This window comes from Bacillus sp. FSL K6-0923, assembly GCF_038630825.1.
GTDB lineage: Bacteria > Bacillota > Bacilli > Bacillales > Bacillaceae > Bacillus > Bacillus pumilus.
The window spans coordinates 3,233,646-3,246,833 of sequence record NZ_CP152044.1 but is presented as its reverse complement, the minus strand read 5'-3'; the positions used below and the strand labels follow the sequence as shown (position 1 = coordinate 3,246,833).

12 protein-coding genes are annotated in these 13,188 nt (G+C 43.3%); 6 read left to right on the top strand and 6 right to left on the bottom strand.

From position 1 onward, the window contains the following. Window positions 1–63 precede the first annotated feature (63 nt). A complete protein-coding gene (locus MHI16_RS16660) occupies window positions 64–1,029 on the bottom strand; it encodes an LCP family protein (protein ID WP_003212964.1) in 966 nt (321 codons plus the stop codon). Window positions 1,030–1,300: 271 nt separating this feature from the next. Here MHI16_RS16660 and MHI16_RS16655 point away from each other — a divergent pair, with 271 nt between their 5' ends. Together MHI16_RS16655 and MHI16_RS16650 are read left to right on the top strand one after the other, a co-directional pair. Further along, window positions 1,301–2,665 (top strand): sugar porter family MFS transporter, encoded by a 1,365-nt coding sequence (locus MHI16_RS16655; RefSeq protein ID WP_144461686.1) that lies wholly within the window; start codon window positions 1,301–1,303, stop codon window positions 2,663–2,665. Window positions 2,666–2,802: 137 nt separating this feature from the next. Beyond that, window positions 2,803–4,200, top strand: coding sequence for a bifunctional glycosyltransferase family 2 protein/class I SAM-dependent methyltransferase (locus MHI16_RS16650; protein WP_058013525.1), 1,398 nt, complete (start codon window positions 2,803–2,805; stop codon window positions 4,198–4,200). Window positions 4,201–4,213: 13 nt separating this feature from the next. Here MHI16_RS16650 and MHI16_RS16645 read toward each other — a convergent pair whose 3' ends face one another. The 5 genes from MHI16_RS16645 to kduI form a co-directional block, all read right to left on the bottom strand. Further along, complete coding sequence (locus MHI16_RS16645) at window positions 4,214–5,359, bottom strand: Ger(x)C family spore germination protein (RefSeq protein ID WP_058013526.1); 1,146 nt, start codon at window positions 5,357–5,359, stop codon at window positions 4,214–4,216. Further along, the gene (locus MHI16_RS16640) at window positions 5,356–6,456 is read right to left on the bottom strand and encodes a GerAB/ArcD/ProY family transporter (protein WP_058013527.1); all 1,101 of its coding nucleotides are present in this window, start codon (window positions 6,454–6,456) and stop codon (window positions 5,356–5,358) included. Before MHI16_RS16640 ends, MHI16_RS16645 begins: the two co-directional genes overlap by 4 nt. A gap of 3 nt (window positions 6,457–6,459) precedes the next feature. Beyond that, window positions 6,460–7,926 (bottom strand): spore germination protein, encoded by a 1,467-nt coding sequence (locus MHI16_RS16635; protein ID WP_058013528.1) that lies wholly within the window; start codon window positions 7,924–7,926, stop codon window positions 6,460–6,462. A 106-nt stretch (window positions 7,927–8,032) separates the two neighbouring features. Then, complete coding sequence (kduD, locus tag MHI16_RS16630) at window positions 8,033–8,806, bottom strand: 2-dehydro-3-deoxy-D-gluconate 5-dehydrogenase KduD (RefSeq protein WP_058013529.1); 774 nt, start codon at window positions 8,804–8,806, stop codon at window positions 8,033–8,035. Between the two features lie 4 nt (window positions 8,807–8,810). Beyond that, window positions 8,811–9,638: a 5-dehydro-4-deoxy-D-glucuronate isomerase gene (kduI, locus tag MHI16_RS16625; RefSeq protein WP_342498015.1), complete on the bottom strand. Its 828-nt coding sequence runs from the start codon at window positions 9,636–9,638 to the stop codon at window positions 8,811–8,813. Between the two features lie 263 nt (window positions 9,639–9,901). Between kduI and MHI16_RS16620 the strand changes: the two genes are divergently transcribed. The 4 genes from MHI16_RS16620 to MHI16_RS16605 all read left to right on the top strand — a co-directional run bounded on the left by MHI16_RS16620 (window position 9,902) and on the right by MHI16_RS16605 (window position 13,161). Further along, the gene (locus MHI16_RS16620) at window positions 9,902–10,912 is read left to right on the top strand and encodes a LacI family DNA-binding transcriptional regulator (RefSeq protein ID WP_058013531.1); all 1,011 of its coding nucleotides are present in this window, start codon (window positions 9,902–9,904) and stop codon (window positions 10,910–10,912) included. A gap of 86 nt (window positions 10,913–10,998) precedes the next feature. Beyond that, the gene (locus MHI16_RS16615) at window positions 10,999–12,015 is read left to right on the top strand and encodes a sugar kinase (protein WP_081042262.1); all 1,017 of its coding nucleotides are present in this window, start codon (window positions 10,999–11,001) and stop codon (window positions 12,013–12,015) included. Then, window positions 11,987–12,586 carry a bifunctional 4-hydroxy-2-oxoglutarate aldolase/2-dehydro-3-deoxy-phosphogluconate aldolase gene (locus tag MHI16_RS16610; RefSeq protein WP_058013532.1) on the top strand — a complete coding sequence of 200 codons (600 nt, stop codon included), beginning with the start codon at window positions 11,987–11,989 and terminating at the stop codon, window positions 12,584–12,586. The genes MHI16_RS16615 and MHI16_RS16610 overlap by 29 nt, the downstream gene beginning before the upstream one ends. A 119-nt stretch (window positions 12,587–12,705) precedes the next feature. Next, window positions 12,706–13,161 (top strand): GNAT family N-acetyltransferase, encoded by a 456-nt coding sequence (locus MHI16_RS16605; RefSeq protein WP_058013533.1) that lies wholly within the window; start codon window positions 12,706–12,708, stop codon window positions 13,159–13,161. Window positions 13,162–13,188: the final 27 nt, after the last annotated feature.

Genomic DNA, 13,188 nt, shown 5'->3' with positions numbered 1-13,188 from the left:
CCAAAGGGGGAAAATCTGCATCATTGTCAATAAGAAAAAGCGCCCCCTAGGGACGCTTTCTGTTTATGATAATTCAAGCTGCTTTTTCAATTCAGTCTTCACTTCGTTTAGCTGGTTTTGATCTAATTGGTAATAATAAACTCCGTTTGGCTGGTAATCAGAGCCTTTCAGCTGGATGGTATCTACCGATTTCAATGACGTCAGAAGCGGGAAAAGCCCGACTAGCTCTTTCATTGAAAGGTTGGTCGCGACATTATCACCAAGTGTATCAATGATATTGTCATATGACGGAATAGATGTTAACGATTTTGATTTATCAAAAATGGCTTTTAATACTTCCATTTGACGCTGTCCGCGCATTAAATCACTATCTGCTTTTCTTGTTCTCACATATGCGAGTGCTTGATCACCGTCTAGCGTATGAGTACCTGTTTGAAGCTGTACCTTGCCCTTTGTATCTTTTAGAACCTGTTTAACCACATATTCATCCTTGACGTTAATAGAGACCCCGTTTAGTTCATTGACGATCTCTTTAAATGCTTTGAAATTACTTTGGATCACAAAATCAACCGGAATATCTAGTAAATCTTCGACTGTACTTAAGGTTAAATCTGCACCGCCAAATGCGTGTGCATGTGTAATTTTGTCATAGCCATGCCCTGGAATATTCACGTATGAGTCCCTTGGAATGCTTAATAATTTCACGGTTTTATTTGTACGATTGACGGTTGCTAAGACCATCGCATCGCTTCGTGCTTGTTTCACTGTTTCACCCGGTCTGCTGTCAATGCCAAGCAGCAAGACAGAAAAGCTGTCTTTCCCAGGATCAAAAGCTTCAATCCGTTTGACAGATTGTGCGCCGCGATCTAAAGATACTTGTGCTTTTTTTGCAGCGCTTGTCACTTTATAGTAGGCATAGCCTGTGACAGAAGCGGTTGTCAGTAAAAGAATACCGACTATAAATAGAGTGACTTTCACCCATGGTTTTAAACGCTTTTTTCCTTTGCGTTTGCTTCTTGATTGATCCATATATTTTAAACCCTCGCTATGATTTTTATAGTAAAGATGTCCTTCTTTTTGCTTACAAACTAAAACAAATATACCTTAAAACGGGATATAGTGCGACATTTTTTTCACTAACGCTTAATTGACGTTTTCTTATCGTAAAAAGTTTCAATGATACGCAAATGAAATATATTTGTCATAAAACATCGAAATGTTTGAAGTGACAGAAAGTGAGGAAAATGATTTTCCATAGAGAAACATCCAGTACATACAGAACAAAAGAGGGGTTATGAACATGAAAAATCGGAATGGCTGGCTTTATTTCTTCGGCGCACTTGGCGGCGCCTTATATGGCTATGATACAGGTGTCATTTCTGGCGCCATCTTATTTATGAAAGAGGATTTAGGGTTAAACGCATTTACAGAGGGACTTGTTGTCAGCTCGATTCTAATCGGAGCGATGCTCGGTTCCTCTTTATCTGGAAAGCTGACAGATCAATTTGGGCGGAAAAAAGCCATCATCGCCGCAGCGATTTTGTTTATTATCGGCGGATTTGGTACAGCTCTTGCCCCGAATACGGAAGTGATGGTCTTATTCCGAATTGTGCTAGGGCTTGCTGTCGGGTGCTCGACAACGATTGTTCCATTATATCTATCTGAACTTGCTCCAAAGGAATCGCGAGGAGCACTGTCCTCATTAAACCAACTCATGATCACATTTGGTATTCTACTCGCCTATATTGTGAATTACGCTTTAGCAGATGCAGAAGCATGGCGCCTCATGCTTGGAATTGCGGTTGTTCCTTCTGTGCTTTTATTATGTGGGATTCTATTTATGCCGGAAAGCCCCCGCTGGCTGTTTGTCCATGGACAGGCAGACCGTGCAAAAGAGATATTATCTAAACTGAGAAAGAGTAAGCAAGAAGTGGAAGAAGAAATTTCTGATATTCAGCAGGCGGAAAGTGAAGAAAAAGGCGGTTTTAAGGAATTATTTGAGCCATGGGTACGCCCAGCATTAATCGCTGGGGTCGGTCTTGCCTTTTTGCAGCAGTTTATCGGTACCAATACGATTATTTACTATGCACCAAAAACATTCACAAGCGTTGGCTTTGGTAATTCAGCGGCCATTTTAGGAACCGTTGGAATTGGGGCAGTGAATGTCGTCATGACGTTTGTGGCGATTAAAATCATTGACCGTGTAGGGCGCAAAGCGCTGCTCTTATTTGGGAATGCTGGCATGGTCTTAAGCTTAATTGTCCTGTCAGTGGTCAATCGATTTTTCGAGGGGTCAACAGCTGCAGGATGGACGACTATTATTTGTTTAGGGCTCTTTATCGTCATCTTTGCTGTCAGCTGGGGTCCTGTCGTTTGGGTCATGCTTCCTGAGCTGTTTCCGGTACATGTCCGAGGAATTGGTACAGGTGTCTCTACCTTCCTCCTTCATACAGGAAATTTAATCATCTCGCTTACATTCCCAACTTTACTAAGCGCGATGGGTATCAGTAATCTTTTCCTTATTTACGCGGTCATCGGCGTAGGCGCCTTCTTGTTTGTGAAATATATGGTGACTGAAACGAAAGGGAAAAGTCTTGAAGAAATTGAAGAAGATTTAAAAAAGAGAAACCGTGCCGTCGCAGGTGACGAAGGAAAAACGGTGTGAACAATGACCAGCTGCCCGTATGCAGCTGGTTTTTCTTTGTTAAACAAACGTTTAATCAAGAAAGGACAATCTCTCATCTTCTGAACGTGCTGCATACGACATACATATGGAACAGGCGGGCGAAAGGTGGAAATGAGATGAAAGGGAAAACGAGCATTGTCATCCTGACATACAATGAACTGCATTTAACGAAAAAATGTATCGACAGCATCAAGCAGCACACCCGAAGTGACCAATATGAACTCATCATCGTTGATAATGCGTCAACCGACGGGACAAAGGAATATGTGAGAGAGCTGAACGATGTGATTTTCATAGAAAATGAAGAAAATCGAGGCTTTGCAAAAGGCTGTAATCAAGGAGCAAAAATAGCGGCAGGAGATAGCATTCTTTTTTTAAATAACGACACGATCGTCACGGAAAATTGGCTTTCTCCATTAAGAGAGGCGTTATTTGCATCAGAACGCATTGGGATGGTAGGACCAGTCTCCAACTATGTGAGCGGTCCTCAAATGGTCGAGCCAGCGTATACAGATGTGAAGGAACTGCCAGCCTTTGCGAAGAATTATACGGCTGTGAAAAAAGGTCAGAGAACTTATGTACATCGGCTTGTGGGGTTTTGTCTGCTTGTGAAAAAAGAGCTCATTGAAAAGGTGGGTTTATTTGATGAGCGGTTCGTGTATGGATCATTTGAGGATGACGACCTTTGTTTGAGATCCTTACTGAAGGGATATCAGCTTCAAATCGTTCACGATTCATTTGTGCATCATCACGGTCATGCAACCTTTCGAGCGAATCAAGAAACGAACATCTCTACATTGTTTGCAGAGAACAGGCTGCGGTTTTTAGATAAATGGGGCATTGACCTCAATCTGATGACCCCTCATCCATACTTTGCGGCTCTGCTGCCTGAAGATGCTGCCTGTGTACTGGATGTGGGATGCGGCGCAGGGGCAACAGGGCTTGAACTAATGAATCGGCAGACTGTTGACATGTACGGCGTAGACGCTGATCCATTAAGAGCAGCTATCGCAAAGGCATATTACAAAGAAGTCATTGAGGCAAAAGCAGATGAGTACCCGTGGTTAGAGAAAGAGGCTTTTTTTGATGCGGTCATTTTTTCGGATGTTTTAGAGCATGTGTCAGATCCTTGGCACATGATTGAACAAGCGCACGCATCTTTAAAGCCAGGCGGCGTGATCATTTGCTGTCTGCCAAATATGATGCATGCGGAGGTGCTTCTCCCGTTAATGACCGGTGATTTTACGTATCAAGATGTAGGAATTTTAGACCGAGGTCACCTGAGGTTCTTCACACCAAACACCATGCGTGCGCTTTTCCCAGATCATTTGTTTGAACGGGTGATCGAGAAGAGGATCAATGTTCCGATTGATCAAAACGTCGAATTGTTTTTTGATGAGGTGGCAAGAGTAGGAGCGTCACTTGGCTTTCAAACAAAAGCGTTGACTGATCAAGTGACCTTGTATCAGCTTCTCATCGTCGTGCGCAAAAAAGGCGGCTCCCCTTCGGGATAACCGCCTTTTTGCTTTACCATTTAAAGCTTTTTGTTGCACCTTCTGCCCCAAAGTTCAAAATACTGACTTTGACTTCATATTCGATATCCGCTTCTTGAAAGAGCGCATCCCATTCGTCTCGATGCTTTTCCCAATAGTCAGGATATTTAATACGAAACTGCCGGCTTAAAAATATGGGATCAACGCCCACCTCTTTTTGTACATGATGAACCGCTTTTTGAATTCTTTGTTTAATTTTATTTGCAAAAAGACGCTCAAATCTTTGGATGTACTGTTCATCGTATGAATTTTCTGGAGGATACTGATCTTCAGAAAGCTTTCCGTTTGTGTTGACAATGATTTTAAAGGAAATATGCCCATCTTTCAGAGAAGGTTCAATCTTAGTTTTGGATTTCTTAATTTCGTATGTGATCGGAAAGCCTTTGTAGGTGGCAGGTACAACGCCGCCTGAAATTCGGTCCATCACCCAATTTAAAGATTGAACATCCTTTGCAGGGATGAAACCGATCAGCTTTCGGTTTTTTCCGTGAATGATTCCTGCCCCATCATAGATAAGTTCGCCGTCTATCGCATCTACACTTTGGACAAGGAAGCTAACGCCCATCTGGAAGTAATCAGATGCCCGGCCAATACGGGTTGGCAGCAAAATCTTTCCGTTAAAGTTTCGGTTTTTGGATGTTTCAAAGATATGTTCAACTGGAACCTTTTGCTGTGATTTCAATTTTTGATTGATCACTTTTGATGCATCATCACGTGATACGAGGAGGTAGCTGCTTCGCCGAACTTCATCATCTCGAATAAAATGATTGAGCGTTCCTTGAATATCGTGATGCTCCGCCTGATTTTTGCCGAAGAGGAAGATTTTTAGATGATCACTATAGATTGGCGGATCCTTTAAGGCGACATTACTGACAGCCTCCAGTACATTTTTCCCCTTCGAGACGACGTTTACATAGCCAGGAGAATCAGCCTCTTGTGTCCCGCCCATCTTCGGTACTAGGTTTTGGTAAGTGAGCTTGACTCCTTGCTGATCTTCTTCATCAATTCCAACGCCGCGCACAAATGATAATTTTTCAATATCCTTTAAGTCCCAGCATCCTGCTGATAGAAGGAAAAGACAGCAGGACAAAAAGATATACAGTACACGTCTTCCTCTCATGCAGAACGACCTCCCCATTTTTTGCGTATCATCAACAGAATGGCTGTAATAAAAGGAATGGCTAAAACCGCGAACAATGCGTAGCCGAGTAAAGTAGAGTAGTAAAAGACTTCATTGATATTTCTCGGAAATAAAGAGAGCGCAGAGGTAATCAAAAACAGCAGCCATAGCAGTCTCGTTACATTGGTCGTCTTAAAGACTGTGTGGCATCCTTTAATGGCAAATTGGAAAAAGCCAAGCATGCAAATAAACTGCTGGCACGTCCAGATCGTCAGTAAAAAAATATCAAATCGTTCAATGAAGACCCCTTCAAGCTCTAGTGCTTGAATGAGTGAGACAGTGGGCCAGGTGAGGGATTTCGTTTCTCCAACGGTCATGGAACCAATCACAATAAAGAGCGTGAGAGAATAGATAAGAGAAGTCATTCCAACCCCGATCGCAGCAGCCCACTTTGCTTTCGACCATTTGTCTTTATAAATGAGCGGTACAACAAACAAAATGACCTCAAAGCCTGTAAATTGAATAAATGTTTGAGAGAACAAATTACTGAAATCTTTAAACCCGTGCGCCATCACTGGGCGTAAGTAATCAAAGTCGAATATTTTCAAACTAAACAGCATGAGCCCAATATAAATAATCATCGTCATCGGATATATGTATGTCACCATTTTGACTATTGGAAAAATACCACTTTTCAAATGATAGATCGCCACGAGAAGAAAAATCATCACAATCACTGCCATGGGAGTCGATTGCAGCAGGAAAAATTGGACGACTTCCCCGAGAACACGTGCTTCAAAGCCGACGATGCCTAGTAAATAGACAATCAGTATTAAATTGAAGAATGTGCCAAAGATTGCACCGGCTCCTTTTCTATTTGACTCAAAAATGGTATCCGGCGCATTTTTTTCAGCAATCCATCCTAACAAAAAAGCAACGAAAGCAAAGATGACTCCCTGTAGTAATACAATGATCCAGCCATCAGGGAATCCTGAATTGGCAGAACTGCGAGGAATGGTTAAAATTCCAGCGCCTATCATTGTAGAGCTGCACAGAATGGTGACTTGTAACAATGATAGCTTCTCAGCTCTGTACATCGGTTAATCTCCTTGTCTTTTGAGATTTTTTATTTTTGCTGTTTTCGGTCTCGATTTAAATAGCCCAATTGGTAAACGTACGTACGTATCCTTTAAATCTGAAAACGGTGAAGACAAAACAGGTGTGAAATAGTCAAAACCAAAGGTCTTTAATTGCATCAGGTGACAAAGCACAAATAAATAACACATGATTAAGCCATATAACCCAAACATCGCTGAACTGAAAATGGCCATAAACCGCAAAATGCGCAGCGGGAAACTAAAGTCATAGGACGGTGCCGTAAAGTCAGCTAGTGCCGTCAGCGACACAATAATCACCATTAAGGCACTGACGATATTGGCTTGGACAGCCGCCTGACCAATGATGACGCCGCCAATGAGCCCAATTGTCTGCCCGATGGCTCTAGGAAGCCGAAGTCCAGCCTCCCGCAGCAGCTCTATCGTAAAAGACATGAGAATCGCCTCAACAACAGGAGGGAACGGAACATTCTGCCGACTGCCTGCGATGGTGAGTGCCATTCGTGTGGGTAATAAGCCTGGGTGATAAGAGACAAGTGCAATGTAAAGTCCGGGTAAAAAAATCGTGAGCAAAACAGCAATATAACGGAGTAAACGTAAAAGTGTAGCGCTAGTCCATCTTTGATAATAATCTTCAGGTGATTGCATCAAGGCTGTAAAGGTCATCGGTAAAATGAGCGCAAAAGGAGTGCCATCGAGTAAAATCGATACTTTCCCTTCAAGCACAGATGCAATCACCCGGTCTGGACGTTCTGTATTTTGAATCTGTGGAAAAATGGAGATGTGACTGTCCTCAATCAGCTGTTCAATATAGCCGGTTTCAGGGATGTCATCCATTTTGATTTCGGCCATGCGTGCTAAAACATCTTCTACTAATTTGGGATCAACAATATCACGAACGTACACAAGGGCTGCGGACTTTTTATTGCGAGTACCTACATTCACCTTTTGAATGACAAGGTTTGGGTCGTTTGCCCGCTCACGGATTAAAGCCGTGTTTTTTTCAAGATTTTCAATAAAACCGATCCGAGGCCCTCTTACAAGGACTTCCGATTGTGGCTCTTCTACTTCTCTAAATTGAAAAAGGTTCGTTTGGAGTGCAAGTGCTTGAGCCGCGCCATCTACAAATAAAATAGCCCTGCCGCTATATAACTGCTCGATGGCAAGGTTCATATCCTCCAGCACGTCATTTTGGATGCCAAAGAACGTTTTAGACAGCGCTGGAAGCGTACTAGAATCAACTTCGGTGATATCCAGCTCCTTTTGCATAGGTGAAATGATTTGTTTGGAAAGCATCTCAAATTCTGTGAGTCCTTCAATGTACATGAGACATGCAGAGATAGCAGAAGGGCCAAATGAAAATGAGTGGAACACGATATCATCACTTTTCCCGGCAAAGCTTTTGACGCGCTTGATGATGGACGCTATATCTTGTTCAATACGACTTTTCATAATACCTCACCCTCATGTCATGTTTTCTATAGAGTGACTCGGATGGTGGAGAATTATGCAAATAGAAAAAAGAGAATCCCTGCAAATAGGAATTCTCTCGTCTGTTTTATCTCGCAAGCCAGCCGCCATCAACAGCTAAAATATGACCGTTCATATAATCAGAGGCTGGTGAGCTAAGGAAAACAGCAGCACCGGCTAGATCCTCAGGCTTTCCCCAGCGACCGGCAGGGATTCGTTTGAGAATCTCATCATTTCGATTCTCATCGTCCCGAATGGCTTGCGTGTTATTGGTCGCAATGTAACCAGGAGCGATCGCATTCACTTGTATTTGCTCGTTCGCCCATTCGTTTGCAAATGCCTTCGTCAGCCCTGCGACTGCGTGTTTACTTGCTGTATAAGCGGGGACAAAGACGCCGCCTTGAAATGATAGAAGGGAGGCAATATTAACAATTTTCCCTTGACCAGTTTTCAGCATCTGCCGCCCAACCCTTTGGGTGAGGAAAAAGAGACTATTGATATTCACATCCATGACCGTATGCCAGTCTTCCTCTGAATAATGAGCAGCCTGCTCTCTTTTAATGGTGCCAGCATTATTGATTAAGATATCGATCGTATGCTTTTGTAACATGGCATCGACAGCCTGTTTTGCAGTTTGAGGGTCGGAAAAATCAATCTGAACCGCATGAAACGAGCGGCCCGCCTGTTCGACGAGCGCTTTCGTTTCCTCTAGCGGTGTGTGGTGGTATGTGCCGATAATATCTGCGCCTGACCTGGCAAGCGCCACAGCAATGCCCTGCCCAATGCCGGTTCCAGGACCTGTCACAAGGGCTGTTTTGCCTTCAAGAGAAAAGAGGGACGTTACATAGGATGCTGTCGTCATCACATTACCTCATCTGGTCCATTGGGACAAAGTCCATATCTTTGAACGTATAGTTCTCGCCCGCCATCGCCCAAATAAATGAATAATTCGCTGTACCCGAACCTGAATGAATGGACCAGGCAGGAGAAATAACCGCTTCCTCATTGGCCACAACGAGATGTCTTGTTTCAGATGGCTCCCCCATAAAATGAAAGACACGAGCATCTTCTTCGATATCAAGATATAAGTACACTTCCATACGCCGATCATGAATATGAGCGGGCATCGTATTCCACGTGTTATTGGTTTCCAGTTGAGTGATTCCCATCATGAGCTGACAGCTTTGAATACCGTTTGCGTGGATGACTTGATACAAGTTTCGTACGTTTGAAGCAGACGCTTCCCCTAAGTGATTCGGTGTTAATTCAGCGATGGCAGCTTTTTGCGTAGGGTACGCTTTGTGAGCGGTGGCTGATACAAGATAGAACTTTGCTTCTTCGCCTGATGAACTAGCAAACTGTACATCTTCGTGTCCAAGCCCAATATATAAGAAATCTTTGTGCTCCAGTACAAAGGCTTCACCATTGACAGTGACCGTTCCTTGACCGCCGACATTTACAATGCCGATCTCGCGTCTTTCAAGGAAATACTCCGTACGTAGAAAGTCGCCGGCATCTAATTTGAGCGGTTCTGCAGACGGCATGACCCCGCCAATCACCACACGGTCCTCATGCGAATAGTAGAGCTTCAATTCACCGCTGACGAATAGTGTAGGAATATGAAAATGACGACGAAGTTCCTCTGTTGTAAAACGCTTGACCTGCTCAGGATGTACAGCATAACGATTTTCCATTTGAAATAAGCCTCCCTTTCCATCTGAAACAAAATGTAGGTATTTTATTTGGTATCGGTTTCAAGAAAAATTTTAGAGGAAAAAGAGAGTATCGTCAACCGTTATTTTGAAATCGCTTTCTTTTTGTTTATTTAAATGCTTATTTGCCATCTTCAAGCAAAAAAAATCTTCTGGAATACAAGAAATTATGATATGCTCTTTTTAAGTTATTTGAAATCGGTTTCGAAACAAATGAGAAGACATTGATTGTGGGAGTTTTTTGAATGAAAGAGAAAAAGCAAACGAAAGTGACCATCAACGAAGTGGCCGCTTATGCAGGTGTTTCAAAATCAACTGTATCCAGATATATTAATGGCAGAACAAATGAAATTTCTATTGAAAAGGTCAAAAAAATTAAAAAAGCCATTGAAGAACTGCATTATCGTCCGAGTCAGCTCGCTCAAGGATTGAAAGTAAGAAAAAGCAAGGTCATTGGGTTTATTGTAGCCGACATTACAAATCCATTCTCTGTTGCCACACTTCGCGGAGTCGAAGAAATTTGTGATGAATATGGATACAGCATTATGGTATGCAATACAGATAACCGGCCAGAAAAAGAAAGAGAAATGCTCCTCAAGCTGAATGCGCATTATATTGAAGGGCTCATCATCAATACGACAGGCCAGAACAATGACATTCTGCAGGATTTTAAGAAAAACGGTGTGCCGATTGTCCTTGTTGACCGGAAATTACCTGAACTAAAAGTCGACACAGTGACAACGAATAACCGTGATATCACAATCCAGCTGCTTCAACAAATGTATGAGAGAGGCTATGAGCACATCGCCTTCTTTACTGAGCCGGTCGATGGGATCAGTCCTCGTGAAGAAAGAAAAGAAGCATATGAACAGACAGCCATGAGTAAACATAAGAAGCCACTCATTGTAGAAATTGATTTGAAACAAAAGGAACAACTGCGAGAAGAACTTGTCCATTTTGTCCAATCAAACCAGCAGAAAAAAGCGATTTTAGCAGCCAATGGATTACTTATGCTCAAGCTGATTAGTGAGCTTGTAGACCTCGGATTAAAGATTCCAGAAGATATAGGCATTGCAGGTTTTGATGATACAGAATGGTATAAGCTGATTGGGCCTGGAATCACAACGGTTGCCCAGCCATCTCATGAAATGGGGAAAGCCGCCATGCAAAAAATCAAGACTCGGCTTGAAGGGGATGAAAGTGCGCCCCAAACCATTCAGCTTGATGGAGAAATCATCGCAAGAAATTCCTTATAAACAAAAGACAGAGAAGAGTATACATACGTGCATGCTCTCTCTTTTTCAACTAATTTGAAACCGGTACCATGAAAGGGGAGAAATGAGTGAAAGCATTGAATGCGGTCACATTTGGGGAATCAATGGCGATGTTTTACGCAAAAGAAGCCGGGGAGCTTCATCAAGTGCATACATTTCAAAAGGCGCTTGCTGGTGCCGAAAGTAACGTAGCAGTCGGTTTAGCGAGGCTAGGTTTTGATGTGGGATGGATGAGCAAAGTAGGAGCAGATCCACTTGGCACATTTATTTTAGAAGAGCTTCAAAAAGAAGGAGTCGATACAAGTGCAGTGATCCGATCAAATGATGGGGCTCAAACAGGGATCTTACTTAAATCCAAAGTGATAGATGGAGATCCTGATGTCACGTATTATCGTAAAGGCTCTGCTGCGAGCACGATGAGTCCAAGCGACTTTCCCGTGAATTATTTCAAGCAGGCAGGACATCTCCATATGACAGGTATTCCACCTGCGTTATCTAATGAAATGAGAGCGTTTTCTTTTCATGCTCTTCAAAAGATGAAAGAGGCAGGCAAAACCATTTCATTTGATCCAAACCTTCGGCTGCAGCTATGGGAAGAGGAAGAAGATATGATCCATACAGTGAATCAGATGGCTTTTCAAGTGGATTGGTTTTTTCCGGGGCTTGCAGAAGGGCAAAGGCTCACAGGCTGTCACGAGCCGGAAGAGATTGCAGATGTTTATTTGCAAAAAGGCGTCAAGCTTGTGGTCATTAAGCTCGGTGCAGAAGGTGCCTTTTATAAAAGTGCAGTCAGTCAGGGGATTGTGAGCGGCTTTTATGTGCCCAATGTCGTGGATACAGTCGGTGCCGGTGATGGATTTGCCGTGGGGGTCATCAGTGGTTTACTGGACGGTTTATCATATGAAAAATCTGTGACAAGAGGCAATGCTGTAGGGGCTCTTGCGGTGATGTCTCCAGGCGATAAGGACGGTCTGCCTACTCGGGAAGAGCTTCAGGCTTTTATGAAGGGAGCCAAACGATATCACAGACGGGAATATATGAAGGGGGACGAAGGATATGGGAAAGTCAGCAAGTTTGAGCGTTAAAGAGCGGATCGCGGCTTGTAAGCTGATCGCAGTGGTAAGAGCGGGGAGCGAAGCAGAAGGCATTGAGATCATTGAGCGTTTAAAGAAAAAAGGCGTTCGAGCCATTGAAGTGACGTATACCACGCCCAATGCGGAACGCATCATTGCATCTTTTCAGCATGAGCAAGATCTAATTGTAGGAGCAGGCACAATCACCACTCTTCAGCAGGCGCAGTCAGCCATTGGCGCAGGCTCACAATTTATTGTCAGTCCAGGATATCTTCCTGTCATTGGAGAGCATCTCTCGTTTCACGACACACTCTATGTACCAGGTGTCCTCACCCCAAGTGAAATCATGCAGGCAAAAGCAGCTGGATACTGCTTGCTCAAGCTTTTTCCAAGTGGCTCCTTCGGTTTATCCTATATGAAAAACTTACAAGGCCCATTTCCAGACATTGAATTTATTCCAACGGGAGGTATTCATCCAGCCGATGTGCCAAACTGGCTGAAAGCAGGCGCAGTGGCAGTAGGGGTCGGAAGTCAGCTTGAAAGCAGTACGGCAGAAGAATTACAAGCGGTTCTTTCTTCATAAATAGGTGCTATTCAATTGAACAACTGGCAGGTGAATGCTGGTTGTTTGTTCGTTTATCTGACATAACAGCTGGTGAATACTGACTCTTCACGTACAATGATCGTGAAGGAGTGATAGATGTGTACATTCAACAAGATACACTCACGGATGGACAAATAGAACAGCTAATTACCGCTCATATAGAAGAAATGAAAGAGCATTCCCCGCCAGAAAGTATTCATGCCCTTCCGTTAGCTGATTTGAAAAAGCAAGATGTCACAGTGTGGAGTGTACGGGATGGAGAGGAGCTTCTTGGCTGCGGAGCGTTAAAGAAGCTGTCAAGAGAGCACGGTGAAATCAAATCCATGAGAACCACGGCTCTCCATCTGCGAAAAGGTGTAGCGAGGTATATGCTGAACCATCTTCTCCAAGAGGCAAAAAGGCGCGGTTATTCACGTGTCAGCTTAGAAACAGGTGCGATGTCTTTCTTTGAGCCGGCAAGAAAACTATATGAGAGTGTTGGGTTTTATATTTGTCCGCCTTTCGGTTCATATCAAGAAGATCCAAACAGTTTATTTATGACAAAGGAATTATAGAGGTCGAGAGAGTATGCTTATAAGCAG